Below are 24,511 nucleotides of genomic sequence, written 5' to 3'. Positions count from 1 at the left end.
CAAATCTTTACACCTACACCCCGTCCCAACAAAGCTGCAACCATAAGTAACTGAATTCATGGAATTTAGTTATTCTGGTGCATTTCTTGCGTCACCTCCAAAAAGCAATCGACTGTCGTGCCCGGACCGGAGGGGATCATGAAATCCTTGCTACGCCTATTCCTGCTGACCTCCTTGCTGTTGAGCGGATCCTTGGCCAAGGCGTCCTTACTGTCGAGTATTTCCTACTTCTCCTGCGGCGCAGCGTGTCCCACCGTCGTCAATGCAACTGGCCAGGACACAACGCCGCTCACCTTCAGCGACCAGTACGGGGCCATCTTTGCGCAAGCCGGCTACGGTGTGCTGAAAGCCAGCGTGGACAGTTCATATAGCGGTACGCCAGGTGGCGGCTTTATCAGCATGAGTACCGGCTCGTCGCTGGCCCAGTTCAGCGATACGGTCACTTTGGGCGGACTTAGCGGTCCGCAGGAAGTCACTGTAGTCCTGCATTTCGAAGGCACGCTGGGGGCCAGGGGGGAGGAAACGCAGGGCACTTCCGCCAGCATGACGGTTTCCCTGACCGTCAACGGGCAGAATACCGCCCTGGTCGCCGACTTTTTCGGCAACCTTCCCGAGCTTCAGGCAAGCGCCGGCGGACCCGCGCTGACGGCAACGTTCACGCTGGATTACGGCGTACCCATTTCGCTCGAAGCCCTGCTGCAAGTCAGCGGTACATTCGGCGGCTTTGCCCATTTCGGCAATACGGCAACGCTGGAATTCCTGGTCCCGGCAGGCACCACCATACTGTCCGGCGCCGGAGCGGAATACCAAGCCACGACGGTAGCGATCCCTGAACCCGCGACATTTGCGCTGCTAGTGCTTGGCCTCGCTGCACTGTCCGCTACCCGGAGTCGATATCGGCATGCCTGATGGTATGATCGGAATTTCATATCAACAAGAAATTCCGCCCCTATGAGCACCGCCCTGCCGATCGCCAAAACCGACGCCCTTTCCCTCGATTTGCTGTCCAGCCTGGTGAACCGCCACGGCTGCATTACCGGCGCCACCGGCACCGGTAAAACGGTCACGCTGCAGCGCATCGCGCAGTCGCTGTCCGACATCGGCGTGCCGGTCTTCATGGCCGACATCAAGGGCGACTTGTCCGGCATGGCGAAGCCCGGCGTGCTGGGCGAGAAAATGGCCAAGCGCCTGGAAGCGCTCAAGCTGGAAACCCCGCAGTGGGCTGGCTGCCCCGTCACCTTCTGGGACGTGTTCGGCGAACAAGGCCACCCGGTGCGCGCCACCATTTCCGACCTTGGCCCGACGCTGCTGGCGCGCATGCTGAACCTGAACGATACCCAGGAAGGCGTGCTGCAACTGGTGTTCAAGATCGCCGACGACAACGGCATGCTGCTGCTCGACACCAAGGACTTGCGCGCCATGCTGCAGCACGTGGGCGACAACGCCGCCGACTACAAGACCAGCTATGGCAACGTCAGCGCAGCCAGCATCGGCGCCATCCAGCGCGGCCTGCTGTCGATTGAAGAGCAAGGCGGCGAGCAGTTCTTCGGCGAGCCGATGCTGAACATCGACGACCTGATTCAAACCGATGCGGCAGGCAAAGGCGTGGTGAACATCCTCTCGGCCGACAAGCTGATGAACGCACCGCGCATCTACGCCGTGTTCCTGCTGTGGATGCTGTCCGAACTGTTCGAAAACCTGCCGGAGGTGGGCGACCTCGATAAGCCGAAGCTGGTGTTCTTCTTCGATGAAGCCCACCTGCTGTTTGCGGAAGCGCCCAAGCCCCTGCTGCAAAAGATCGAACAGGTGGTGCGCCTGATCCGCTCCAAAGGCGTTGGTGTATTCTTCATCACGCAGAACCCGCTCGACATTCCCGAAACTGTGCTGGGCCAGCTCGGCAACCGGGTGCAGCACGCGCTGCGCGCCTATACGCCACGCGACCAGAAGGCGGTCAAATCGGCAGCGGAGACCTTCCGCCCGAATCCTGCGATCGACGTGGCGCAGGTGATCACCGAACTTGGCGTGGGCGAAGCGCTGGTGTCCTTCCTCGACGAAAAAGGCACGCCGCAGATCGTGCAGCGCGCTTTCGTGCTGCCGCCGGCATCGCAGCTCGGCCCGATCACCCCTGCCGAACGCCAGGCAGCGCGCGCCAGTTCCGTTGTGGCCGGCGTGTACGAGAAAGCCGTCGACCGCGAGTCGGCGTATGAAAAACTGACTAGCCGCGTAGCCAACGCCGGCAGCGGCACGACTCCGGCCCCTGGCGGCCGCGCCCCGACCGGCCGCGGCACCGCTCAGGCGCCAGCCGAAGCCCCTGCCGACAGCGGCGGCGGCTCCATCTTCGGCGACGTGCTGGGCGGCCTGTTCGGCGGCAGCAGCAAGCGCGACACCGCCGTGCAGGCAATGGTCAAGTCGGCCGCCCGCAGCATCGGCTCGCAAGTGGGCCGCGAGATCATCCGCGGCGTGCTCGGTTCGATCCTGAAGAAGCGCTGATTGTGCGGGCTGCCGTTCTGCTGTTCGCACTCCTGCCGGCATTGCAGGCGCAAGCCTGCAATGCCGACGCAGCACGGCCTATCGTTTCACTAAGCGACTTGCCGAAGGACGTATTGTCCTTGCTGGGGCGCTTTGAAAAGCCCCAGCCCGCGATCGCCGACATTGGGGAAAAGTTCAATGCATCGGACGTGATTTATGCCAACAGCCCGCCCCACCGTCGCCTTGTGTCTGGAGTCGCTACGAAAGATTGCATTGAATTGAAGGTGGAATTCGGCGGCATCGCTCACTACACGGAGCAGATCGAATTCCAGGATACCTGGCGCGGCTGGGCCAAGACCAAGGGCGGTTACGACACCTACGTCATCAAGCCTGCACTTGTGCTGGCGCCCCGACCATGACGATGCCGCAATGGGACCGGCCGGCTCCCTTCATCTTGCCGGTCACACCGCGAGCCGGCGATATCGACGGACTCGATCACACCAATAACGCGGTCTACGTACGCTGGTGCGAGGAAGCTGGCTGGGCGCATTCCAACTCCCTGGGCCTGACGCTGGCCGATTACAAGCGGCTGGACCGCGGCATGGCGATCCGCCGCAGCGAGTTCGATTACATCTTCGCCACCAACGAGGGCGAAGAACTGCTACTCGGCACCTGGCTGCTCCCTGGCGACAGCCCGCTATCGATGCAGCGCTGCTTCCAACTGGTCCGCCAGCGCGATAACACAACTGTGCTGCGCGCCCGCTGGGACCTGGTATGTATCGAGCTTTCCAGCGGCCGCCCCAAACGGCTGCCGCCGGAATTCAGCGAGGTGTACGTGCCCGCTTTCAGCGCCGGGTAAGAGCAGGAAACATTGCCAAAAGAGACACGGTTTATCGCCCCTGCCGCACGATATAATGTCGTCCTCCGGCCGCAGCGCGGCCACAGCACAACAATATTTTCCGAATGATTACCCTCTACGGCATCCCCAACTGCGACACCGTCAAGAAAGCCCGCGTATGGCTGGCTGGCCAGCAGCGCGACTTCACCTTCCACGACTTCAAGAAACAAGGCCTGGACGAGGCCACCGTGCGCACCTGGCTGAAAACCCTGGACTGGGAAGTGCTGGTCAATAAGAAGGGCACCACCTGGCGCGCCCTGCCCGACGAGCGCAAGGCTGCCATCACCGGCGCCGATGCCGCTGTCGCCCTGATGCTGGAAAACCCGTCCGTGATCAAGCGCCCGGTGCTGGTTGGCGCCGGCCCGAAGGCCCACGTCGGCTTTAACGACGCCATGTACCAGGAAATCTTCGCAGCATGAGCGCGTCCCGCACCCTCGACCTGACCGAAAAGCTGCTGGGCCGCGAATCCGTTACGCCGGACGACAAGGGCTGCCAGGACCATTTGAAATCCTGGCTGGAGCCGCTTGGCTTCCAATGCGAGACCATCGTTTCCGGCGAAGTGACCAACCTGTGGGCGCGCAAGGGTAGCGAGAGCCCGGTGCTGGTGTTTGCCGGCCACACGGACGTGGTGCCAACCGGCCCGGTCGAAAAATGGTCGTCCGAGCCGTTCTACCCGACCCACCGCGACGGCAAGCTGTATGGCCGCGGCGCCGCCGACATGAAAACTTCGATTGCCGCGATGGTGGTCGCCTGCGAGGAGTTCCTCGCAGCGACCCCGAATCATAAAGGCTCGATCGCTTTCCTGATCACCTCCGACGAGGAAGGCCCGGCCACCGACGGCACCATCAAGGTGGTGGAAAAGCTGAAGGCGCGCAACGAGAGCATCGATTACTGCATCGTCGGCGAGCCGACCTCCGACCAGACCCTGGGCGACATGATCAAGAACGGCCGCCGCGGTTCGCTGTCGGGCAGCCTGACCATCAAGGGCGTGCAAGGTCATATCGCTTACCCGCAACTGGCGAAGAACCCTATCCACCTGGCCGCGCCCGCGCTGGCCGACCTGGTGGCGCAAGTCTGGGACCACGGCAATGAGTACTACCTGCCGACGTCCTGGCAGATGTCGAATATCAAGGCCGGCACCGGCGCCAACAACGTGATCCCGGGCGACATGCACATCGACTTCAATTTCCGCTTCTCGACTGCTTCCACGCACGAGAGCCTGCGCGAACGCGTGCACGCCATTCTCGACAAGCACGGCCTGGAATACCAGCTGGACTGGATCTTGTCGGGCCTGCCCTTCCTGACCCCGCGCGGCACGCTGTCTGAAGCACTGTGCCATGCGATCAAGGATGAAACGGGCGTCGACACCGAACTGTCCACCACCGGCGGCACTTCCGACGGGCGCTTCATCGCCCAGATCTGCCCCCAGGTGATAGAATTTGGCCCCCCGAACGCCAGCATCCACAAGATCGATGAGCACATCGAAGTGCGCTTTATCGATCCGCTGAAGAACATCTACCGCCGCACCCTGGAAAACCTCCTGCGCTAAGAAGAACACTATGGATACCACCCTGTACACCACCCCGCGCGACCTGATTCGCCACGCAGTCACCCGTTTCAACAAGGCCAAGCTGTTCTTCGGCCACGGCAGCGCCGAGGCTTACGATGAGGCGGCCTACCTGACCCTGCACACCCTGGCCCTGCCGCTGGACCGCCTGGAGCCGTTCATGGACGCGCGCCTGCAACCGGAAGAAATCGCCGAAGTGCTGGCCGTGATCGAGCGCCGCGCCAATGACCGCGTGCCGGCTGCCTACATCACCAATGAAGCCTGGCTGGGCACTTACAACTTCTACGTCGATGAACGCACCATCGTGCCACGCTCGTATATCGCGGAACTGATCCCGAACTATTTCGCGCCTTGGGTCAACGATGCCGAGAACGTTTCGAACATCCTGGAGCTGTGCACCGGCTCCGGCTGCCTGTCGATCATGATGGCCGATGCGTTCCCCGACGCTGAAGTCGATGCGGTCGACATCTCAGGCGATGCGCTGGAAGTGGCGCGCAAGAATGTCGAGACCTACAAGCTGGAAGACCGCGTGAAGCTGATCCAGTCGGACCTGTATGCCAACGTCCCGGCAGGTAAAAAGTACGACCTGATCATCACCAATCCACCGTACGTGAATTCTTCGTCGATGGCCAAGCTGCCGCAGGAGTACCTGCATGAGCCGCAAATCGCCCTGGACGGCGGCGCGGACGGCATGGACCTGGTACGCAAGATCGTGGCCGGCGCGGCTGAACGTTTGACCGACGATGGTTTGCTGATTGTTGAAATCGGCAACGAGAAAGAGTTTGCGGAAGCGGCTTTCGGTCACCTGGGGCTGACCTGGCTGACTACCAGCCAGGGCGACGATATGGTGTTCCTGCTCACCGCTGACCAACTCAAAATCTAAACCGGCAAGACGGTGTCTGACCCTGCGGGTCAGACACCGTCTTGCCGGTTTTAAAGAAACGACCAAAAAAATGATCCGCTTCATCAACGTCAGCCTTATGCGCGGCCTGAAGCCGCTGCTGGAATCCGCCGACCTGACCCTCAATCCGGGCGACAAGATCGGCCTGATCGGCGCCAATGGCGCCGGCAAATCCAGCCTGTTCGCAATGCTGCGCAACGAGCTGCACCCGGACGTGGGCGACATTGATTTCCCCAAGAGCTGGCGCATGGCCTACGTGGCGCAGGAAACTCCTGCCTTGCCGCGCACCGCCATCGACTACGCCATTGACGGCGACGCCCACCTGCGCCAACTGCAGGTCGAACTGGCGCGCCTGGAAACCTTGCCGGATTCGCAGGAGCACGGCATCGACATCGCCCACGTTCACGCCGAACTGGCCGATGCCGACGCCTACACCGTGCAGTCGCGCGCCGAACAGCTGCTGCTCGGCCTGGGCTTCTCGCTGGAACAGATGCAGCAACCGGTAGCCAGTTTCTCCGGCGGCTGGCGCATGCGCCTGAACCTGGCGCAGGCGCTGATGTGCCCTTCCGACCTGCTGCTGCTTGACGAACCGACCAACCACCTGGACCTGGACGCGATCATCTGGCTGGAAGACTGGCTGAAGCGCTATCCCGGCACCCTGATCATCATTTCCCACGACCGCGATTTCCTCGATGAGATCGTGAACGTGATCGTCCATATCGACGAGCGCAAGCTGAAACGTTACTCGGGCAACTACTCCGGCTTCGAGCGCCAGCGCGCCGCGCAACTGGTGCTGCAAGCTTCAGCCATCGAGAAGCAGCAGCGCGCCCGCTCCCACCTGCAGTCCTTCATCGACCGCTTCAAGGCCAAGGCCACCAAAGCCCGCCAGGCGCAAAGCCGCATGAAGCAACTGGCCAGGATGGAAGAACTGGCGCCGCTGCGCGCCGCTGCCGAATTCAGCTTCGAGTTCCGCGACCCGGTCAGCGCGCCGAACCCGCTGCTGGTAATGGAAGACGTGAACTGCGGCTACCACACCGAGCAAGGCGACAAGACCATCGTGCGCGGCGTGACCTTCTCGCTGGTACAAGGCCAGCGTATTGGCCTGCTGGGCGTGAACGGCGCCGGCAAATCGACCCTGATCAAGACCATCGCCGGCGACATCGACCCGCTGACAGGCACCGCCACCACCGGCAAAGGCCTGGTGATCGGCTACTTCGCCCAGCACCAGGTAGAAATGCTGCGCCACGACGAATCGCCGCTGTGGCACTTGCAGAAAATGGCGCCGACCGTGCGCGAACAGGAGCTGCGCAACTTCCTGGGCAGCTTCAACTTCCCTGGCGATATGGTGACCAGCAAGATCGCGCCGTTCTCCGGCGGCGAAAAGGCGCGCCTGGCACTGGCCCTGATCGTGTGGCAGCGCCCTAACCTGCTGCTGCTGGACGAACCGACCAACCACCTTGACCTGGAAACCCGCGAAGCGCTGACCGATGCGCTGGCCCAGTTCGAAGGCACGCTGCTGGTGGTTTCCCACGACCGCCACCTGCTGCGCGCCACCACCGAACAATTCATCATCGTCGAAAGCGGCCGCCTGCGCGAATTCGACGGCGACCTTGATGAATACAAGGACTGGCTGCTGCAAACCAAGATGGCCAAGCCTGCCGCTGCGGCACCGGCCGCCGCCAATGCCGCCCCGTCCACCGGCGCAGTGGAAGAAACGCCGCTTTCGGCCTCCGACCGCAAGGAACAAAAGCGCTTGGAAGCCGAGCAGCGCCAGCGCCTGTCGGCCCAGCGCAAGCCGTTGGAGAACCGCCTGAAGAAGGTGGAAACCGCCATGGCCCAGCGCAGCGAGCAGAAAGCCAAAATCGACGCTGCCCTCGCAGATCCGGCCATCTATGAAGCGGAAAACAAGCCGAAACTGAAAACCCTGCTGGCCGACCAGGTCGAATGCAGCAAGGAACTGGAGCAGCTCGAAGGCGAGTGGCTCGAGCTTCAGGAGCAGCTCGAAGCGCTGGCCGCCTGACGCGGGCGAGGCATGCCGCGTACCGCCATCAGGCGGTCGATATCGAGCATGATCAGCCGGCGTTCCCCGAGCTGGCCCATCCCCAACAGGTAATCCACCTCCTCGCCCGTATGCGGCAGGGGGTGGACGGCGCTAACCGGCAATGACACCAGGTCGGTGACACCGTCGGTCACCATCCCCATCACACAGGTCGAAAGCTGCAGGATGATCACGTCCGTGCGCGGATCGTGCAGCGGCGGGCGCGGACCGAATGCCACGCGCATGTCGACGATCGGCATGATGACACCGCGCGACAATGCCACGCCTTCGACGATTTCCCCGCCCGACGCGATGCGTTCGAGCGCGCTCAATGGGCGCAACTCCTGCACGCGGCGGTAGTCCAGCGCGTATTCAAGGCCGCCCAGGCGGAACGTCAGGTACTGTCGCAGGTCGGCTTCCATATTGCTCCTCTGATTCCGGTGTTACGCTGTTCCATCGTACCGTTACGCAACAGCAAGCAGTTTGACCATCCTCAAAGATTGCGGCCTGGGCTACAATGCTTTCATAACAATTGCTGGGAAAGCATCCATGTTCCAATGGCTGAAGCGATTGCTCGCCAAACCTGAAAGCCGGCCGCAGTCGGCCGCCCCCGCCGTGCCGGCACGGCCAGCGCCCACGCCGGCGCCGATCCCCATTCTGTCGCCCGCGCTCGAGGGCGGCCCCGATTTCGAACAGAAAGACCTGGTCAACTCCAACTTCCAGCGCTGGCTGTTCGGCTTGCGCGAGAACGAATCGCTCGATACCACGGCGCCCGAAGGCCGCGTGCTGCACGAATTGATCCTGGCCGCGCAAGCGGGCCACAATGCCGCCGACATGCTGCGCCGCATGCCAGGCGTGATCCCGCAACTGCTGCAAAGCCTGCGCAGCGAAAATTTTGCCGGCGCCGAGATCGCGCGCAAGATTTCCAACGACCTGGTGCTGGTGGGCTCCGTGCTGCGCCTGGCCAATGCCGCCATCCAGAACAGCGGCGAAGTCACCACCATCAACAGCGTCGAACACGCCGTGATCGTGGTGGGGCAGGAAGGCTTGCGGCAATTGATCACCACGGTCGCCTTCCGCCCCATCATCGACCTCAATTCGGGCCATTACACCAAGCTGCTCGCGCCGCGCATCTGGGAGCAGTCCGAGAAAAGCGCGGTGGCCTGCCGCATGCTGGCGCCGGAATTCGGCGTCGATCCGTTTGAGGCTTTCCTGGCGGGGCTGGTGCTGAATTCGGGCTTGCTGACGGCCTTGCGTGTAATGGACGGGGCCGGCGCCAAGCCCGGCGAGCTCGGTTCGGCCACCTTCCGTGCCCGCCTGGCGCACGAGTCGCTTGCGATTGCCGCCGGCATCTCGGAGGCGTGGAACTTCCCGCCCTCGATCACGCAGGCGATCCGCGAGCAGGAAACCATGCGCAAGGGCGAAGCGCGAACGCCGATGGCACGCGTGCTGGCGGTGGGCGATTACCTGTCCAAGATCCGGATGTTGCAGGTCAATGGCGAAATCAACGATACCGATCACAACCTGTTCCACGACCTGCCGCTGGGCGCCATGCCCTGCTACGCTGCAATTTAAGCTGCGCTGCCGCTCCAGTCGAACTGGCCGCCGCTGCCGACGAACAGCGGCTGTTGTGCGCCCAGAGGGGCTCGCACGCGCAGCTTGACTTCTTTCGGCGGCAGCAGGTAGGCCGGTCCCAGGTCGGGATTGAAGACCAGCTTGCGCACCACCATGTCGCCTGCCACCTGGCGTACCGTGCAGCGTGCGCCGCCGACCACCATCAGCTTCTGCTGGTAGACATGCGCGCCCAGTTCCTGCTCCTTCTGCTGGGCTGCCTGGGCTTCCTTCATCGCCACCTGCAGGCGCGCCACCATCTTCAGGGAAGGGCCGACTTTCAGCGCCATTTTCTGGAACAGGGCCAGCTGCTCCTGGTTCAGCGTGACTTCCTGCTTGCGCACCTTGCTGGCCAGCTGCAGGTAGTTGCGTACTTCCTGGTCGGCGGTGATGGCGTCCATCTGCGTCTTGCAGCGCTGCGCCTGCTGCTCGTGCCGTTCAGCGCGGGCGGCGCATTCGGCCAGCTTGTCGTCATATTTGCTGGTATCGGGCACCATCACGTGCAGCTGCATTTCGGCTTGCTTGCGCGGGCCGGCGCTGTCGATCTCGATGCGGCGCGCCGCGATGGCGCAGCCGGCGGACAGCTTGATCAGCACCTCGTCGGCCATGATCTCGCAGTTGTAAGCCTCGGTGATGATGACGCGGGAACCGGTGATCACGCAGTTCTGCGCCTTGCCCAGGACCACTTCGCCCGTCTTCGACTGCAGCAGTGCGCCGGAGGCAACGCCGGCCACGCGGATATTGCCGTCCGCATTGGTCGCGCTGCCGCCCATTAAATTCTTTTGCAGCGCAATGGTGCCGCCGCGCGAAACGATATTGCCGAAGACGTCGGCATGCACGGTGATATTGCCCCCTTCCACCGTACGCTGCTCCTGGACCTCGCCGAACTCCTCGTAATCGCCATCGAGCTTGAGGTTGCCGGTGGTGCGTGCGGAGACGCCTTCGCGGCTGACAATCTTGGGCCCGATGGAAATGCGCTTGCTCTTGCTGTCGACGTTGATGAAGCCTTCGCGCGAGGACACCAGGTAATCGACGCCGTCATGGTGCTCCACCAGGGTGCCCTCGCCGGCCACCGTGGTCAGCTCCAGGTCGCGCGCCGGCGGCGGTTCCAGCACGATGCCGGACAGCTCGAAGCCGCGCGTGCCGGCCTGCGGCGGCTCGCGACGCAGCAGCCGTACCTGGGCTTTCACCTGCGGGAAGCGGTTCTGGAAGCTGTGCAGGTCAAAGCGGCCATTGGCCAGCAGGCGCGGGGCATTGGAGCGGTGGATGCTTTCCGATACTTCCACGATGGCGGCATCGCGCCCAGGCACCGGCGGCAGCTTGCGCGCCACGATCAGGCGCGCCACCTTGCCGCTGGCGATGGCCTCGCGCACCACCGGCGCATCGATGCCGAAACGGATGCCCTTGGTCCACATGTCGGCCACGAATTCCCCGAAGTCGAGATATGCCGGCAGCGGCGCCTCGCCTTCGGTCTCGATAAATACGGGTTCGAAATAGTATTCGGCCTCGCCGCCGACGATGCGCACCGCCTTGTACAAATCGCGCCGCCCGACCGGGAATGGCACGATGTCGTCGGCAAAGCGCCACAGGGGCTGCCGCTCCATGCCTTCCGGTAGCCCGGGGCCGGCGCCATACAGGGCGCGAATGAAAATGCCGTAGTCAAGTCCGCGGAAGCAGGCGCCGGACAGGAATACCTGGTTGGCCGCCGCCTGCAGCAAAGCCGCAGGGGCTTCCGCCTTGAAATAGACGCCATCGGCGCGCTGGACCAGCGACGATGGCAGATCGCCAGCCGCCGCGGCGGCCGTGGCAGCATCTGCAGGCACCATGTCTCCCGGGTAGTCTTGTTGCGCCATTGTACGGCTATCGGCCCACTACGCTACGCTCGCCTCGGCCAGGGCCGCGCCATGCCAGTTAACGCCGCCGCTGGAGCCGGCGAAAATGGGCAGGCTGTCCAGCCTCGGGCCGCGCAGCATGGCTTTGTAATCCTTGGGCTGCCCCATGAAGTTGGCTGCCACCGCTTCGCCCAACGGCAAGGTACGCACCAGCACTTCGCCGTCGACCATGCTGATCCGCACCGAAGAACGGGAGGCGGCATCGCGCTTCAGCGCTTCCAGCTCGTCGCGCCGGGCACGGGCGCCGGCGATCGCTTCTTCCCCCACCTTGATCGACTGCAGCAGCTGGCCGATCGCCTTGATATGCGGCGCCACGGCCCCCGCCACTTTCTTCAGGTGCGGCACCTGGGCCGGCGTCAGGTGGATCTCGCCTTTGCGCAGTTTTTCGGCCAGCGTCAGGTAGCTGCGCACTTCGGCCAGGGCATTCAGGCGGTCATGTTCGGCGCGCCAGGCGGCAATCTCCACTTCGTGGACGGCGACCTGTTTCTGCAGCGTTTCCAGCTCGGCGTCGTGGCCGGCGACGTCCTTCACCACCACGTAGACGAACATTTCACTGCTCTTGCGCGGACCGGCGCTTTCCACCAGCACGCTGCGGCCGGCGACGGCGCAGCCGATGGCCAGCTCCATACTCACTTCGTCGGCAAAGATCTCGCAGTTGGACGCTTCCGCAATCACCACCTTGGGCGCGCTGATCACGCAGCTTTCGGCACGGCCGGTAATGGTGACCGTGCCGCTGGCGGTCTGGATGGTGGCGCCGGAAGCGACGCCCTCGATGCGGATATCGCCCTTGGCGTTGATGGCGCGGCCGCCCACCAGGTTGCGCCCGAGGACAATGGTGCCGCCGCTGGAATTGATGTTGCCAAACACGTCGCCGTGCACGGTGATGTCGCTGCCGTTCACGTCGCGCAGTTCCTGCACGTCGCCAAATTCCTCGAAAGCGCCCATCAGCTCCAGGTTGCCGGTGGTGCGGCCGGAGACGCCTTCGCGGCTGATGATCTTGTCGCTCAGCGCCACCTGGCCGCTTTTCGGGTCCACATTCAGGAAGCCCTCGCGTGCCGCCACCAGGAATTCGCCGTCCGGCTCGCGCGCGATGATCGTGCCCTCGCCTGCCAGGCGGCCAAGGTCCACATCGTTCGGCGCCAGCGCCACCAGCGGCTGGCCGGCGATATTGCGGCCCGGTTCACCCGGCACGCCAGGCAGTTTTTGCAGCAGGCGCATGCCTTGCTTGATCTGCGGGAAGCGGTTCTGGAAGCTGGTCAGGTCGACCGTGCCGTCGGCGCGCTGGCGCGGCGCATCGCTGCGGTGCAGCTCGGACGCCACTTCCACCACGCGCGCATCCTGGGCCGGCGTCGGCTCCAGGTCGAGCGCTGCGGCCACGCGTTCGCCCTTCGGCGCAGCCAGGGCGGCGCGCACGGCCGCCACCTGGATGCCGAAGCGCACATTCTTCAGCCACATATCGGCGACGAATTCGTCGAAGTCGAGCTGGGCCAGGCGCTCCGGCAGCAAGGTGCCGTCCGGCAGCTCCTCGGCCGGCAGGTAGATCGGTTCAAAGAAGTATTCCGCCTCGCCGTCGCGGATCTTGACGTTGCGGTACAAGGACTTGCGCCCGGTGGGGAACGGCTCCAGCCGCTCGCCCACGCGCACCAGCAGCTCGGGATTGGGCGCCAGCTCCGGTCCCACGCCATACAGGACACGCGCCAGCACCGGGTAGTCCAGGCCGCGCAGCACATAGCCGCTGCGGAACAGTGCGTCGACCGCTGCGCTCAATTCAGGCGCGAGCAGGCGCACGTCCAGATAGACTCCATCGGGCCGCTGGGCTACGCCGGCCGGCAGGCTGCCGGCGTTCTCCTGTTGTGCAATTTGGGACAAAGCTCTTCCTCCAGTGCCCTGATCATGGGCGCGCCGGGGCGCGTTGTCTTGCGGGCAATCAATATTACACGCAAAACATCAAATTCCGGAGGTTTTTAGGGCTGAAAGTTTTCCTGGCGTTACGTAAACGTCACAAACGTCACCGCTTGCGCGGCAGGGAGTACACTTGCTGGCCCGCTTCATTGATCTGGCGCCGCAGGTCGCGCCGCTCATCGGGGGTCATGCGCCCCCCCATGCGGCGTGCATCTGCATTGTCCCGGTCGTCCATCATGCGCGGCGCATCGTCCATGCGCCCTTCATACTGGCGTGGATAGCGCGCTTCACGGGCATCGTTCATGCGATTGTCGCGGAAGTCGCGCGGCGCTTCACGGCGTTCTTGCTGACGGTTGCGCTGGTCGGACTGCGCTTGCGCGCTGGCCATCATGGCGCAACACAGGCCGGCGCACAGCGCCAAAGCCGCTTTGCCCAATCCTGTTTTCGCACCAAGTTTCATCGCAGTCCTCGTCGTACTTGCCGTATCCATGCCCGCAGTGTATGCGCTCCAACTTCCTATAGTAAGAGCGACCGGGTAAAGTTTGTAAGAATTTGTAATGAGTTTTCACCGGTATGGCACCGGCCATCAATATGACGTTACCATAGCGACATGCATCTGACAATTCAACAAGATCAAACCTCCCTATGAATACCACCACTACCCCTCCAGCCGCGACCGGCGGCCAGCAAGGCCACCAGGCCAAGATCATGGTGGTGGACGATGACGTCCGCCTGCGCGACCTGCTGCGCCGCTACCTGACCGAGCAAGGCTTCAACGTCGTCACCGCTGAAAACGCCACCGCCATGAACAAGCTGTGGCTGCGCGAGCGCTACGACCTGCTGGTGCTGGACCTGATGCTGCCCGGCGAAGACGGCCTGTCGATCTGCCGCCGCCTGCGCGGCGCCGGCGACCAGACCCCGATCATCATGCTGACCGCCAAGGGCGAGGACGTGGACCGCATCGTGGGCCTGGAAATGGGCGCCGACGATTACCTGCCGAAACCGTTCAACCCGCGCGAGCTGGTGGCCCGTATCGGCGCCGTGCTGCGCCGCAAGCAGCCCGACGAAATCCCGGGCGCGCCTTCCGAGCACCCGCAAACGTTCGAATTCGGCCAGTTCGTGCTGGACCTGGGCACGCGCACGCTGAAGAAAAATGGCGAAACCGTGCCGTTGACCACCGGCGAATTCTCGGTGCTGAAAGTGTTTGCGCGCCATGCGCGCCAGCCGCTGTCGCGCGAGAAGCTGATGGAACTGGCACGCGGCCGCGAGTACGAGGTGTTCGACCGCAGCCTGGACGTGCAGATTTCCCGCCTGCGCAAGCTGATCGAGCCTGACCCGTCCAGTCCGCTGTACATCCAGACCGTGTGGGGCCTGGGCTACGTCTTCATCCCTGAAGGCCAGCCACGCTGATTTTGGGCTGTCGATGAAATTCCGCCTGCCGCGCCCGGCGTCGCTGACCAGCGGCCTGTTCTGGCGCACTTTCCTCTTGCTGAGCGTGCTGACCACGCTCTCCATGTCGGCCTGGTTCGGCATGGTCAACTACGTCCAGCGCGAACCGCTGGCGCAGCAGACTGCGGCCCAGGTGGTGTCGGTGGTGACCATCACCCGCGCCGCCCTGACCCACTCGGCCACCGACTTGCGGCGCGAGCTGCTGTTCGAACTGGTGTCGAACGAGGGCATCCGCGTATTCACCATGGAGGATGACGACGAGGTGGCGCCACCGCCAAGCTCGGGGCTGATGGCCGATATCCAGTCCCTGGTGCGCGCCAAGCTGGGCGCCGATACCCGTTTTTCCTCGGAGGTAAACGGCGTGCCCGGCTACTGGGTCAGCTTCAAGATTGCCGACGACCGATACTGGCTGATGCTGGAGCGCGAACGCCTGCCGGGCCCGGTCGAGTGGCTGGGCTGGGCAGGTGTGGTGGCGCTGGTCTCGCTGCTTGGCGCCGCATTGATTTCCAGCCTGATCAACCTGCCGCTGAAGCGCCTGACTGCTGCAGCGCGCGAGATCGCCCAGGGCCGCCAACCAGACCCGCTGCCGGAAGCCGGTCCACAGGAAGTGCGCCAGGCCAACCGCAGCTTCAACCAGATGGTAGATGACTTGCGGCAAGTCGAATCGGACCGCGCGGTGATCCTGGCCGGCATTTCGCACGACTTGCGCACGCCATTGGCGCGCATGCAGCTCGAAGTGGAAATGGCCAACTTGTCGCAGGAGGCGCGCGAAGGCATGCAGTCCGATATTGCGCAGATGGACGCGATCATTGCGCAGTTCCTCGATTACGCCAAGCCGACCGAGGCCTCCAGCTTCATCAACGTGGACATGGCGGCACTGCTGGCCGATTGCGCGCACGAGGCGGGGCGGCATGCGGATATGAAGGTTACGGCTGAGCTGCCAGAACAGGCGCAAGTGCTGGGGAATGCGACCGACCTCAAACGCGTGATTGCCAACCTGGTCGAGAATGCGCGGCGCTATGGCAAGACGCCGGATTCGGAGGTGACCGAGATCGACATCAAGTGCACTGTACGGGGCATGCATACGGCCAAGCGGGTGGTGATCGAGGTGCAGGACCATGGCGTGGGTGTGCCGGAGGGGCAGATTGCACAGCTGTTGAAGCCGTTTACGCGCCTGGATACGGCGCGCGGGCAGGCCAACGGGGCCGGGCTGGGGCTGGCGATTGTGGATCGGGTGCTGTCGCGGCATGAGGCGGAGCTGGAGGTTTCCAATCGTGAGGGTGGCGGGCTGAAGTTCACTATTTCGCTGCGCGCGCTTTAGAACCGGTAAACCGGGGTCTGACCCAAGGGTCAGACCCCGTCTGCTCGACCGCTGGTGGTTTTGGTGGTACGCCTTTGGTCTTCGTCGAAAGTCAACAGCCTCGAACCCACCCCAAGCCGTCAGACCCAGACTTACCGGTTTTAGACTACATTGAAGCCATGACCATCCGCCAAGGCTTCGCCGACACCATCGGCCACACGCCCCTGATCCGTCTCGCCCGCCTCTCGGCCGAGACCGGCTGCGAGATCTTGGCCAAGGCTGAGTTCATGAACCCCGGCGGCTCCGTCAAAGACCGTGCCGCGCTCGCCATCATCCTTGACGCCGAACGCTCAGGCCGCCTGAAACCCGGTGGCACCGTGGTCGAAGGCACGGCCGGCAACACCGGCATCGGCCTGGCCCATCTGTGCGCCGCGCGCGGCTACAAATGCGTGATCGTCATCCCCGAAACCCAGTCCGAAGAAAAATTCGCCACCCTGCGCACGCTGGGCGCTGAAGTACGTCCGGTCAAAGCCGTCCCCTACGCCGACGACAACAATTACCAGAAAGTCGCCGGCCGCCTGGCGCAAGAGTTGCCCAACGCCATCTGGGCCCAGCAGTTCGACAACCTCGCCAACCGCCAGGCCCACTACGAACACACCGGCCCCGAAATCTGGCACGACACGCAAGGCCGCATCGACGCCTTTACCTGCGCCACCGGCACCGGCGGCACCTTGGCCGGCGTGGCCCGCTACCTGAAAGAGCAAAAGCCGGATGTCAAAATAGTTCTGACCGATCCCTACGGCAGCGCCCTCTACCACTGGATCAAGCATGGTGAACTGAAGAGCGAAGGCAGTTCAATCTCGGAAGGCATCGGCAACAGCCGCGTCACCGCCAACCTGCAAGGCACGCCGATCGACGACGCCCTCCGCATCGACGACAAGGCTTGCGTGGACATGGTCTACCGCCTGCTGCGCGAAGAAGGCCTGTACGTGGGCGGCTCCAGCGGCATCAATGTCGCTGCCGCGGTTGAGCTTGCAAAACAGATGGGCCCCGGCCACACCATCGTCACCCTGCTGTGCGACCGCGGCGCCACTTACGCGGCGCGCCTGTTCAACCCGCAATGGCTGGCTCAAAAAAATCTTTTGTAATCGTGTCGATCTGGCGCATCGCCGTTCGTCGTGGGAATATGGAGGCCGCAAAAAGTGTCCTCTTTCCTCAACCATGAATGGAGAACGACCATGACTGTCAAAGCGATTCCAGAAGGCATGCACACTGTAACCCCGCACCTGGTGTGTGAAGGCGCAGCTGCCGCCATCGATTTCTACAAGAAGGCTTTCAACGCGGTAGAGAATGCCCGCATGCCGGGACCGGGCGGCAAGATCATGCACGCCCAGATCAGCATCGGCGATTCGCACATCATGCTGGTCGACGATTTCCCTGACGCCGGCTGCTTCGGCCCGAAACACTATAAGGGCACGCCAGTCACCCTGCACATTTACGTGGAAGACGTCGACGCCGCCTACAAGCGCGCCATCGACGCCGGCGGCACCGCCAAAATGCCACCGGAAGACATGTTCTGGGGCGACCGTTACGGCGTGCTGGTCGACCCATTCGGCCATAGCTGGTCGATCGCCACCCATAAGCGCGACCTGACTCCCGAACAGATGCAGGAAGGAATGAAGGAAATGATGGCCAATTCGCCTGAGTGCAAAGCCTGAGGAGACGACAACATGCGATTCATGCTCATCGTAAAAGCCACTCCGGATTCCGAAGCCGGCAAGATGCCCAAGACCGAACTGCTCGAAGCGATGGGCAAGTTCAACGAGGAACTGGTGAATGCCGGCGTGCTGCTGGCAGGCGAAGGCTTGCACCCGAGTTCGCGCGGCGCCCGCGTGCACTTTTCCGGCAGCAAGCGCACCGTCGTCGACGGTCCGTTCCAGGAAACCAAGGAGCTGATTGCCGGCTTCTGGCTGATTCAGGTAAAGTCGCTGGCTGAAGCCATCGAATGGGTCAAGCGCTGCCCCAATCCGATGGAAAGCGACTCAGATATCGAAATCCGCCAAGTTTTCGAGGCCGAGGATTTCGGCGCCGAATTCACGCCGGAACTGCGTGAACAGGAAGCGCGCATCGCCAGCAAGATCGCAGCGCCAGTCTAAAGGAGGCAGTGATGCAGTACATGGTAATTCGGAAGGCCGACGCCACGTCGGAAAAGGACAACTTCCCGTCCGCTGAACTGGTACAGGCCGTACCGGGTGCCAAATGGCTGCGTTCCAGTGCCGACGGCGGCTTGCGCATGCGGCGCCGCGACGGCCAATGGCTGTACGAAGAAGGCCCGTTCGACGATGTGAGCGTGGCCGGCTTCACCTTCATCGAGGCCGAAGACCGCCGCGCCGCCAGCGAAGTCGCTGCGCGCTGGCCATCGGCCGATGCCGAAGGTAGTGCCGTGGTCGAGGTGCGCGAAGCCGGTTGCCCCGGCGGCTGCGTCGGCTTCGACACCGGCGAGGCGCCCAAGCACGCTGCCTGGGCCATCCTGCTGCGTTCCGATCCTGTGGCGGAGCAGGATGTCGAGCCACCGGCCGTTGTGATCGACATCATGAACCGCGCCAACAATGCCGGTATCGCGGCTGGCATTGCGCTGTCGGGAGAAGGCTTGAAGTCCACCGCCCGCGGTGCGCGCGTCAAGTTCAGCGGCGGCAAGCCCTTCATCACCGACGGTCCTTTCGCCGAGGTGAAGGAACTGATCGCCGGTTATTGGGCGGTGGATGCGGCTTCGCGCGATGACGTCATCGCCTGGGTCAAGTCCTACCCCTACCCTAATCCGGGCGATATGGAAGTGGAACTGCGCAAGATCGCGACTTAAGGCCGTATTGCGGTGGAGGCGCGCAGCACCAGCTGCGCGTTGATTACGGTGAGCGGCTCGACCTCCTGGCCTTCAATCGAGGCCAGGAGTTTCTCCATTGCCGCGGAGCCCATTTGCTCGCTATTCAGGTCAACGCTGGTGAGCGCTGGCGAGGCAAAATTCCCGAACTGGATATTGTCGAAGCCGACCACGGATATATCGTTCGGCACGCGGAAACCCAAGGTTTGCGCGGCTTTCATGAAACCCAGCGCCAGCAGGTCGTTAAAGCAGACCAGCGCGTCGAGCGGCTGGCGGCCCAGCATGATCGCGGAGCACAGCTTCTCGCCCGCGTCCGAGGTGGGCGCTTCGGCTTCGAATGCAGTCAGCTCCAGGCCTTGCGCCGCGAGAGCCTCCCGTACGCCAGCCATGCGCTCGGGATTGCGGCGCGAATTGGCAAAGCCCATATAGCCGACCCGCTTGTGCCCTTGCGCCAGCAGGTGACGCGTGACCATGAAGGCGCCCAACTGGTCGTCGCTTGCAACGGAAGGCAGATCGATGGCGTCGGGCCGGCCAAAAAATACCGAAGGGCGGTCCAGCGCCAGCAGCCAACCCAATTCCTCTTCGGGCGTGCGGGAATAGACGATCATGCCGTCCACGCGCCGGCTCAGGGCTTCCAGCAGCTGCCGTTCGCGTTCCGGCGTTTCTTCGGTGTCGACCAGCAGCAAGGTGTAGCCGTGGGCCTGGGCCACCCGGTTGGCACCTTTCACCACGCTGGCGTAGTGAGGATTGGTGATGTCGAGCACCGACAGGCCAATCGCTTTGGTACGGCCGGTGATCATCGACTGCGCCATCGGGTTGGAGCGGTAGCCCAGCTCCCCAATGATGCTGGTGAGACGAGCCTCGACCGCAGGCGAGAAGCGCTGCGCGCCGTTGACGAACTTGGAAACCGTGGCGGTGGAAACGCCGGCGGCGGCGGCTACATCACGGATTGTCGCTACGTTCTTCTTCATCGCCCCGGTTCTAAATTGGAAAAGTTGCCGAGTTTATCACGCGGCCACGGCCTTGATGGTAAAGTAGCTGCATGAACGACAACAGCATCCACCGCGCCATCGACGCTGTCTGGCGCATTGAAGAAGCGAAGATCATTGCGGTCCTGACACGCATGCTGCGCGACGTCGCGCTGGCGGAAGAAATGGCGCAGGACGCATTGGTCAGCGCGCTCGAAACCTGGCCGGAAAACGGTACGCCCGACCGGCCCGCCGCGTGGCTGATGCAGGCGGCGAAGAACAAGGCGCTCGACTACCTGCGCCACCAAAAGCTGGTGCACGAAAAAGAGCCGGAGCTGACTTACGAGATCGAAGGCTTGCTGCAGGATGCCGCGCCTGACCTGGAGCGCGAACTCGACGACAATATCGGTGACGACCTGCTGCGCCTGATCTTCATTTCCTGCCACCCAGTGCTGACCATGGAGGCGCGCGTGGCGCTGACCCTGCGCCTGCTGGGTGGCCTGACGACAGACGAAATCGCGCGCGCCTTCCTGGCCTCTGAAGCGACCGTGGCACAGCGCATCGTGCGCGCCAAACGCACGCTGGGCGATGCCAAGGTACCGTTCGAAGTGCCGCGCGGCGCGGAGCTGGAAGAGCGCCTGGCCGCCGTGCTGCAAGTGATCTACCTGGTCTACAACGAGGGCTATTCGGCCAGCGCGGGTGCTGACCTGATGCGCCCGGCCCTGTGCAATGAAGCCCTGCGCCTCGGCCGCATCCTGGCCGAACTGGTGCCGGGTGAGCCGGAGGTGCATGGCCTGGTGGCGCTGATGGAAATCCAGTCATCACGTTCACGGGCCCGCACCGATGCGGAGGGCAAGCCGGTGCTGCTGCTCGAGCAGGACCGCACGCGTTGGGACCAGTTGCTGATCCGGCGAGGGCTGGCGGCCTTGCAGCGCGCGCAGGCCCTGGACCGCGTGCCTGGGCCCTATTTGCTGCAGGCGGCCATCGCTTCCTGCCACGCCCGCGCGCGCCGGCCTGAAGACACCGACTGGCAGCAGATCGCTGACCTCTATCTCGCGCTGGCGACGCGCGCTCCGTCGCCAGTGGTGGAGCTGAATCGCGCCGTCGCACTGTCGATGGCTTATGGCCCCGCCGTGGGCCTGGAGCTGGTCGACCAACTGCTCGATGAACCCGCGCTCAAGCAGTACCACCTGCTGCCAAGTGTGCGCGGCGACTTCCTGTTCAAGTTGAACCGCCTGCCCGAAGCACGTTTCGAATTCGAACGCGCCGCCGCGCTGACGCAGAATGAGCAGGAGCGCCAGCTATTGCACACGCGAGCTGCCGCCTGCAGCTAACAAGTAGGCTGGACTAAACCCATGCACCTGAAGACACTATTCGCACTCATCATTCTTATGGTTGGCACGCCAGCGTTTGCCGAGCCGCCGCCGACCGAGTTCGTCATGCAGAGTCTTGAACCTACCGGTGGCAAGATGCTCCGGCCGAAGTCCTGGTTCTATTCTGAAGGCCATCGCGGCTCGATGTATATGTGGACGCTCTCGCGCGAAGACATTACCGGAAATCGTCCGTACACGACTGGGGTCCGGGTCCAAACTTTTGTGGGAGTCAAGAAAGGCACGGGCAAGACCGCCAAGGAATTCATCCTTGATTTTGTCGCGGCAAAGAAGAAGAGCGCCCAGGTGATTCACACTTGCGCAGAGCAAGATCAAGGGCTGTTCAACCGCGTCTGCCTGGAAACCGTGGAAGGCCCACATCACATCCTCTACTCACTTTTCTGGGGAAGCGACGGCATGGACATCGCAGTCGTCTCTATAGCAGGCACGACGAAGGAGTTATGGGAAACATTCGCTCCGACTTTTCAGAAAATGGGCGACTTCGAGCTTATTGATATGGATCGCTTCCCGAAATAGGCCAGGCTTCCCGAATGACACCTTCCCCTGGTACGTCATTAGCGGCTGCACCGCGGATTACGCAACGCTAGGCGCGTTCGAGGGCGCCGTCGCGGCGCGTGCGGCGGTAGCGCGGGAGGTCGTCGCAAATTTTCTCCCAGTGCAGCCGGTTGTCGGCGAAGGTGTGGTCTTGCGGCGGCAGGGCTTCCGGGTCGTCCAGGCTGGCGGTGGTGACGTCCATTTCACCGGGTGAGCTGTCGTCGGCAAAGCTGAGGTGGGTGCCGCATGCGCCGCAGAATTCGCGCGTCACGCCGGGGCTGGAGTGAAAGATGGCGGGTTTGCCGCGCACATAGCGAAACTGGGAGCGCAGGACGCTGAACCAGGCTACGCTGGGCGCGCCGGACAGGCGGCGGCACATCGAGCAATGGCACCAGGTACTCACCAACGCCGGCGCATCCGCTTCATACTGCACCGCGCCGCAAAAACAGCCGCCCGTGTACATAGGGATCTCCCTATTCCAGCAATTTGGTCATGAGCAGTTCCGCCGAGCCATAGCCAAACAGCGAATCGCTCTCCAACCCCTCCGTGTCGTATGGCACGGACACTTCGCGTTCCGGCTTGGCCGGGTCGTCGCCGTAAGTGGCTTGCCAGGCGCGCTTCAAGGCGTCGGCACGGCGGATGAACATCGGCACCGGCCAGTCGCTGCGCTGGAAGCCGATGGTGTTGCCGATCACGGGCCAGCGCCCGTTGGCCACCGCAATGTCGCCGGTGCGGATCACTTTCAGCGCCACGTTCGCGGTCAGCGGCTGCACGTCGGCCAGGGTCGGCAGCGTCCAGTGGGTCGGCCCGAACAGATAGGCCAGCATGACCTTTCCTTGCGGTGACAGGCGGGCCACCAATCCGGTGGCAAAGCCGCCATTTCTAAGCGGGATGGCAAACCAGCTGCCCTCCCGGTACGGCTGCAACTTCATCGACTTCCTTTCTGTTTGCAGCGCGATACCAGGACATTACTCGTAGTGGTATTGCGCGGCGATCGGTCCCGCCTTGAACAGCGCGTCCTTCATTTCCTTGTCCATTTTCGGGTCGCGCCGGCGCACCCATTCCAGCAGCATCGCGATCTGCTTGCGCGTCGCATCACGATGGCTGGCCATGACCAGCTTCAGCTCGGGATCGGTGCACGTTTCGATACGCTGGTTATACGTATCCAGCATCTCGATCTTCTCGCTCAACGACGTTAGCGCCCGGTGCATGTCCAGCACCTGGGCATTGAGGTAGTCGCGCGGCTCGACCACGTGTTCCTGTGTCATCTCACTCTCCTAAGGCATGCGGGTACACGCATTGTCAGCCTGCGGCGCGGATTTCTCAAGTGTAGCAAGGCGCCAGGCGGGCTGTCGCACGGATGGGCCAGATTTGCGCGATAATCCGCGGCACTATGCAAAATTTCGAATTCCACAATCCAACCCGCGTCATTTTCGGTACGGGCCAAATTGCCTCCTTGGCAAAACATATTCCTTCCAATGCAAAAGTGCTGATGCTGTATGGCGGCGGCAGTATCAAAGCCAACGGCACCTATGACGAAGTGCGTGCGGCACTGGCCGAGCACAGCGTGCTGGAGTTTGCCGGGATCGAACCGAATCCGCGCTACGAAACGCTGATGAAGGCAGTCGAGCTGATCCACCGCGAAAACATCGACTTCCTGCTGGCGGTGGGCGGCGGCTCTGTTGTCGACGGTACAAAATTTGTTGCCGCCGCGGCGGCATACGACGGCGACGCCTGGGACATCCTGAAAATCGGCGGCAAGGTGGTGAAGGCTGCCCTGCCCTTTGGCGCCGTACTGACGCTGCCGGCGACCGGTTCCGAAATGAACAGCGCCAGTGTGATCAGCCGCGCCGCGACGCAGGAAAAGCGCGCTTTCATGAGCCCCCACGTTTACCCGCGTTTCTCGGTGCTGGACCCGGCCAAGACGCTGACGCTGCCGCTGCGCCAGGTCGGCAACGGCGTGGTCGATGCCTTCGTCCACACCACCGAGCAGTACCTGACCTACCCTGCCAACGCGCCGGTGCAGGACCGCTTTGCCGAGGGCTTGCTGCAAACCCTGCTTGAGCTGGGCCCGCAAGTGCTGGCGCGTCCGGAAGACGTGGAAGTGCGCGCCAACATCATGTGGACTGCCACCATGGCGCTAAATGGCCTGATCGGCGTCGGCGTGCCGCAGGACTGGGCCACCCACGGCATCGGCCACGAGCTGACCGCGCTGTTTGGCCTGGACCATGCGCAGACGCTGGCGATTGCGCTGCCGGGCATCCTGCAGATTCGCCGTGAAGCAAAACGCGGCAAGCTGCTGCAGTACGCCGAACGCGTATGGGGCCTGCACGAAGGCAAAGGCACCGACGATGAACGCATCGATGCGGCGATCGGCAACACGCGCGCCTTCTTCGAGCAGATGGGCGTACCAACCCGCTTGTCGGGCTACGGCCTGGGATCGGAAGCGATCGACGCGGTTGTCGCAGCCATGGAAGCGGCCGGGGTGAGCGGCCTTGGCGAACGCCGCGATATCACGCCGGCCGACGTGCGCAAGGCGCTGCAACTGAGCCTGTAGTACAATACCGCCTCGCTAGGGGTCCTCGCGCATATGCGCGGGGTGAGAAATACCCTCCGAACCTGATCTGGATAATGCCAGCGAAGGAAAGCGTAGATGGTTGAAGGCCCGCGGTTCCGGGCCCTGCTCTCACCTCTCGTGCTCTCCCGCTGGCGC

26 protein-coding genes and 1 riboswitch are annotated in these 24,511 nt (G+C 63.2%); of the genes, 18 read left to right on the top strand and 8 right to left on the bottom strand.

Translation table 11 applies throughout. From position 1 onward, the window contains the following. The first annotated feature begins 138 nt into the window (after positions 1-138). From ACQ4MM_RS06930 to ACQ4MM_RS06895, 8 genes are all read left to right on the top strand, one after another. Positions 139-909, top strand: a complete 771-nt coding sequence (locus ACQ4MM_RS06930; RefSeq protein WP_431476704.1) for a PEP-CTERM sorting domain-containing protein — start codon at positions 139-141, stop codon at positions 907-909. Positions 910-951: 42 nt separating this feature from the next. Next, a complete protein-coding gene (locus ACQ4MM_RS06925) occupies positions 952-2,490 on the top strand; it encodes a helicase HerA-like C-terminal domain-containing protein (protein WP_431476703.1) in 1,539 nt (512 codons plus the stop codon). Between the two features lie 2 nt (positions 2,491-2,492). Then, complete coding sequence (locus ACQ4MM_RS06920; RefSeq protein WP_431476702.1) at positions 2,493-2,888, top strand: hypothetical protein; 396 nt, start codon at positions 2,493-2,495, stop codon at positions 2,886-2,888. Then, entirely contained in the window at positions 2,885-3,328 is a 444-nt protein-coding gene (locus ACQ4MM_RS06915; RefSeq protein WP_431476701.1) for an acyl-CoA thioesterase, read from the top strand. The genes ACQ4MM_RS06920 and ACQ4MM_RS06915 overlap by 4 nt, the downstream gene beginning before the upstream one ends. 104 nt (positions 3,329-3,432) lie before the next feature. After that, a complete protein-coding gene (locus tag ACQ4MM_RS06910; RefSeq protein ID WP_431476700.1) occupies positions 3,433-3,786 on the top strand; it encodes an ArsC family reductase in 354 nt (117 codons plus the stop codon). Then, the gene (dapE, locus tag ACQ4MM_RS06905) at positions 3,783-4,916 is read left to right on the top strand and encodes a succinyl-diaminopimelate desuccinylase (RefSeq protein WP_431476699.1); all 1,134 of its coding nucleotides are present in this window, start codon (positions 3,783-3,785) and stop codon (positions 4,914-4,916) included. The genes ACQ4MM_RS06910 and dapE overlap by 4 nt, the downstream gene beginning before the upstream one ends. A gap of 10 nt (positions 4,917-4,926) precedes the next feature. Beyond that, positions 4,927-5,817 carry a 50S ribosomal protein L3 N(5)-glutamine methyltransferase gene (prmB, locus tag ACQ4MM_RS06900; protein ID WP_431476698.1) on the top strand — a complete coding sequence of 297 codons (891 nt, stop codon included), beginning with the start codon at positions 4,927-4,929 and terminating at the stop codon, positions 5,815-5,817. 70 nt (positions 5,818-5,887) lie between these two features. After that, positions 5,888-7,855 (top strand): ATP-binding cassette domain-containing protein, encoded by a 1,968-nt coding sequence (locus tag ACQ4MM_RS06895; protein WP_431476697.1) that lies wholly within the window; start codon positions 5,888-5,890, stop codon positions 7,853-7,855. Here ACQ4MM_RS06895 and ACQ4MM_RS06890 read toward each other — a convergent pair. After that, a complete protein-coding gene (locus tag ACQ4MM_RS06890) occupies positions 7,825-8,295 on the bottom strand; it encodes a chemotaxis protein CheW (RefSeq protein WP_431476696.1) in 471 nt (156 codons plus the stop codon). The two genes, ACQ4MM_RS06895 and ACQ4MM_RS06890, sit on opposite strands and share 31 nt — an antisense overlap. 127 nt (positions 8,296-8,422) lie before the next feature. Here ACQ4MM_RS06890 and ACQ4MM_RS06885 point away from each other — a divergent pair, with 127 nt between their 5' ends. Further along, positions 8,423-9,448: an HDOD domain-containing protein gene (locus tag ACQ4MM_RS06885; protein WP_431476695.1), complete on the top strand. Its 1,026-nt coding sequence runs from the start codon at positions 8,423-8,425 to the stop codon at positions 9,446-9,448. Here the strand turns inward: ACQ4MM_RS06885 and ACQ4MM_RS06880 are convergent. From ACQ4MM_RS06880 to ACQ4MM_RS06870, 3 genes are all read right to left on the bottom strand, one after another. Continuing rightward, a complete protein-coding gene (locus ACQ4MM_RS06880) occupies positions 9,445-11,310 on the bottom strand; it encodes a flagellar assembly protein A (RefSeq protein ID WP_431476694.1) in 1,866 nt (621 codons plus the stop codon). The genes ACQ4MM_RS06885 and ACQ4MM_RS06880 overlap by 4 nt on opposite strands. Before the next feature lie 45 nt (positions 11,311-11,355). Next, positions 11,356-13,245, bottom strand: a complete 1,890-nt coding sequence (locus ACQ4MM_RS06875; protein ID WP_431476693.1) for a flagellar assembly protein A — start codon at positions 13,243-13,245, stop codon at positions 11,356-11,358. Positions 13,246-13,384: 139 nt separating this feature from the next. After that, positions 13,385-13,738: a hypothetical protein gene (locus tag ACQ4MM_RS06870; protein WP_431476692.1), complete on the bottom strand. Its 354-nt coding sequence runs from the start codon at positions 13,736-13,738 to the stop codon at positions 13,385-13,387. Positions 13,739-13,923: 185 nt separating this feature from the next. Here ACQ4MM_RS06870 and ompR point away from each other — a divergent pair, with 185 nt between their 5' ends. The 6 genes from ompR to ACQ4MM_RS06840 all read left to right on the top strand — a co-directional run bounded on the left by ompR (position 13,924) and on the right by ACQ4MM_RS06840 (position 18,887). Continuing rightward, positions 13,924-14,688: an osmolarity response regulator transcription factor OmpR gene (ompR, locus tag ACQ4MM_RS06865; RefSeq protein WP_055935850.1), complete on the top strand. Its 765-nt coding sequence runs from the start codon at positions 13,924-13,926 to the stop codon at positions 14,686-14,688. A gap of 13 nt (positions 14,689-14,701) precedes the next feature. Then, positions 14,702-16,048 carry an ATP-binding protein gene (locus ACQ4MM_RS06860; RefSeq protein WP_431476691.1) on the top strand — a complete coding sequence of 449 codons (1,347 nt, stop codon included), beginning with the start codon at positions 14,702-14,704 and terminating at the stop codon, positions 16,046-16,048. A gap of 158 nt (positions 16,049-16,206) precedes the next feature. Continuing rightward, a complete protein-coding gene (locus ACQ4MM_RS06855; protein ID WP_431476690.1) occupies positions 16,207-17,175 on the top strand; it encodes a cysteine synthase A in 969 nt (322 codons plus the stop codon). A 90-nt stretch (positions 17,176-17,265) separates the two neighbouring features. Then, the gene (locus ACQ4MM_RS06850) at positions 17,266-17,745 is read left to right on the top strand and encodes a VOC family protein (protein ID WP_431476689.1); all 480 of its coding nucleotides are present in this window, start codon (positions 17,266-17,268) and stop codon (positions 17,743-17,745) included. A 12-nt stretch (positions 17,746-17,757) separates the two neighbouring features. Beyond that, positions 17,758-18,183, top strand: a complete 426-nt coding sequence (locus ACQ4MM_RS06845) for a YciI family protein (protein WP_055935840.1) — start codon at positions 17,758-17,760, stop codon at positions 18,181-18,183. Between the two features lie 11 nt (positions 18,184-18,194). Beyond that, on the top strand, positions 18,195-18,887 hold the full coding sequence (locus ACQ4MM_RS06840; RefSeq protein WP_431476688.1) for a YciI family protein: 693 nt from the start codon (positions 18,195-18,197) through the stop codon (positions 18,885-18,887). On the opposite strand, the gene ACQ4MM_RS06835 is transcribed toward ACQ4MM_RS06840, so the two are convergent. Further along, complete coding sequence (locus ACQ4MM_RS06835) at positions 18,884-19,876, bottom strand: LacI family DNA-binding transcriptional regulator (RefSeq protein WP_431476687.1); 993 nt, start codon at positions 19,874-19,876, stop codon at positions 18,884-18,886. The genes ACQ4MM_RS06840 and ACQ4MM_RS06835 overlap by 4 nt on opposite strands. 71 nt (positions 19,877-19,947) lie before the next feature. On the opposite strand from ACQ4MM_RS06835, the gene ACQ4MM_RS06830 reads away from it, so the two are divergent. Both ACQ4MM_RS06830 and ACQ4MM_RS06825 read left to right on the top strand, forming a co-directional pair. Continuing rightward, on the top strand, positions 19,948-21,207 hold the full coding sequence (locus ACQ4MM_RS06830; protein ID WP_431476686.1) for an RNA polymerase sigma factor: 1,260 nt from the start codon (positions 19,948-19,950) through the stop codon (positions 21,205-21,207). Positions 21,208-21,228: 21 nt separating this feature from the next. After that, entirely contained in the window at positions 21,229-21,780 is a 552-nt protein-coding gene (locus tag ACQ4MM_RS06825; protein WP_431476685.1) for a hypothetical protein, read from the top strand. Positions 21,781-21,847: 67 nt separating this feature from the next. Here ACQ4MM_RS06825 and ACQ4MM_RS06820 read toward each other — a convergent pair whose 3' ends face one another. The 3 genes from ACQ4MM_RS06820 to ACQ4MM_RS06810 are packed head-to-tail and all read right to left on the bottom strand — an operon-like array spanning position 21,848 to position 23,066. Beyond that, on the bottom strand, positions 21,848-22,261 hold the full coding sequence (locus ACQ4MM_RS06820; protein WP_431476684.1) for a GFA family protein: 414 nt from the start codon (positions 22,259-22,261) through the stop codon (positions 21,848-21,850). A gap of 10 nt (positions 22,262-22,271) precedes the next feature. Beyond that, complete coding sequence (locus ACQ4MM_RS06815) at positions 22,272-22,730, bottom strand: immunity 26/phosphotriesterase HocA family protein (RefSeq protein WP_431476683.1); 459 nt, start codon at positions 22,728-22,730, stop codon at positions 22,272-22,274. A 36-nt stretch (positions 22,731-22,766) separates the two neighbouring features. Continuing rightward, the gene (locus tag ACQ4MM_RS06810) at positions 22,767-23,066 is read right to left on the bottom strand and encodes a ferritin (protein WP_431476682.1); all 300 of its coding nucleotides are present in this window, start codon (positions 23,064-23,066) and stop codon (positions 22,767-22,769) included. Positions 23,067-23,191: 125 nt separating this feature from the next. On the opposite strand from ACQ4MM_RS06810, the gene ACQ4MM_RS06805 reads away from it, so the two are divergent. Then, positions 23,192-24,355 carry an iron-containing alcohol dehydrogenase gene (locus ACQ4MM_RS06805; RefSeq protein ID WP_431476681.1) on the top strand — a complete coding sequence of 388 codons (1,164 nt, stop codon included), beginning with the start codon at positions 23,192-23,194 and terminating at the stop codon, positions 24,353-24,355. A gap of 7 nt (positions 24,356-24,362) precedes the next feature. Further along, positions 24,363-24,461, top strand: a riboswitch (TPP riboswitch). The last annotated feature ends 50 nt before the right edge of the window (positions 24,462-24,511 follow it).

Source organism: Massilia eburnea (genome assembly GCF_050709955.1).
Classification (GTDB): Bacteria; Pseudomonadota; Gammaproteobacteria; order Burkholderiales; family Burkholderiaceae_D; genus Rugamonas; species Rugamonas eburnea_A.
This window is presented reverse-complemented; position numbering and strand designations above follow the sequence as displayed.

Bases quoted from the DNA above. Each gene is read 5' to 3' on its own strand.
- ACQ4MM_RS06915 (WP_431476701.1), top strand. From the start codon at position 2,885: ATGACGATGCCGCAATGGGACCGGCCGGCTCCCTTCATCTTGCCGGTC.
- ACQ4MM_RS06840 (WP_431476688.1), top strand. From the start codon at position 18,195: ATGCAGTACATGGTAATTCGGAAGGCCGACGCCACGTCGGAAAAGGAC.
- ACQ4MM_RS06860 (WP_431476691.1), top strand. From the start codon at position 14,702: ATGAAATTCCGCCTGCCGCGCCCGGCGTCGCTGACCAGCGGCCTGTTC.
- ACQ4MM_RS06880 (WP_431476694.1), bottom strand. From the start codon at position 11,310: ATGGTGCCTGCAGATGCTGCCACGGCCGCCGCGGCGGCTGGCGATCTG.
- ACQ4MM_RS06890 (WP_431476696.1), bottom strand. From the start codon at position 8,295: ATGGAAGCCGACCTGCGACAGTACCTGACGTTCCGCCTGGGCGGCCTT.
- ACQ4MM_RS06845 (WP_055935840.1), top strand. From the start codon at position 17,758: ATGCGATTCATGCTCATCGTAAAAGCCACTCCGGATTCCGAAGCCGGC.
- ACQ4MM_RS06910 (WP_431476700.1), top strand. From the start codon at position 3,433: ATGATTACCCTCTACGGCATCCCCAACTGCGACACCGTCAAGAAAGCC.
- ACQ4MM_RS06830 (WP_431476686.1), top strand. From the start codon at position 19,948: ATGAACGACAACAGCATCCACCGCGCCATCGACGCTGTCTGGCGCATT.
- ACQ4MM_RS06820 (WP_431476684.1), bottom strand. From the start codon at position 22,261: ATGTACACGGGCGGCTGTTTTTGCGGCGCGGTGCAGTATGAAGCGGAT.
- ACQ4MM_RS06925 (WP_431476703.1), top strand. From the start codon at position 952: ATGAGCACCGCCCTGCCGATCGCCAAAACCGACGCCCTTTCCCTCGAT.
- ACQ4MM_RS06815 (WP_431476683.1), bottom strand. From the start codon at position 22,730: ATGAAGTTGCAGCCGTACCGGGAGGGCAGCTGGTTTGCCATCCCGCTT.
- ACQ4MM_RS06850 (WP_431476689.1), top strand. From the start codon at position 17,266: ATGACTGTCAAAGCGATTCCAGAAGGCATGCACACTGTAACCCCGCAC.
- ACQ4MM_RS06810 (WP_431476682.1), bottom strand. From the start codon at position 23,066: ATGACACAGGAACACGTGGTCGAGCCGCGCGACTACCTCAATGCCCAG.
- ACQ4MM_RS06895 (WP_431476697.1), top strand. From the start codon at position 5,888: ATGATCCGCTTCATCAACGTCAGCCTTATGCGCGGCCTGAAGCCGCTG.
- ACQ4MM_RS06870 (WP_431476692.1), bottom strand. From the start codon at position 13,738: ATGAAACTTGGTGCGAAAACAGGATTGGGCAAAGCGGCTTTGGCGCTG.
- ACQ4MM_RS06805 (WP_431476681.1), top strand. From the start codon at position 23,192: ATGCAAAATTTCGAATTCCACAATCCAACCCGCGTCATTTTCGGTACG.
- ompR (WP_055935850.1), top strand. From the start codon at position 13,924: ATGAATACCACCACTACCCCTCCAGCCGCGACCGGCGGCCAGCAAGGC.
- ACQ4MM_RS06855 (WP_431476690.1), top strand. From the start codon at position 16,207: ATGACCATCCGCCAAGGCTTCGCCGACACCATCGGCCACACGCCCCTG.
- ACQ4MM_RS06825 (WP_431476685.1), top strand. From the start codon at position 21,229: ATGCACCTGAAGACACTATTCGCACTCATCATTCTTATGGTTGGCACG.
- prmB (WP_431476698.1), top strand. From the start codon at position 4,927: ATGGATACCACCCTGTACACCACCCCGCGCGACCTGATTCGCCACGCA.
- ACQ4MM_RS06930 (WP_431476704.1), top strand. From the start codon at position 139: ATGAAATCCTTGCTACGCCTATTCCTGCTGACCTCCTTGCTGTTGAGC.
- dapE (WP_431476699.1), top strand. From the start codon at position 3,783: ATGAGCGCGTCCCGCACCCTCGACCTGACCGAAAAGCTGCTGGGCCGC.
- ACQ4MM_RS06835 (WP_431476687.1), bottom strand. From the start codon at position 19,876: ATGAAGAAGAACGTAGCGACAATCCGTGATGTAGCCGCCGCCGCCGGC.
- ACQ4MM_RS06885 (WP_431476695.1), top strand. From the start codon at position 8,423: ATGTTCCAATGGCTGAAGCGATTGCTCGCCAAACCTGAAAGCCGGCCG.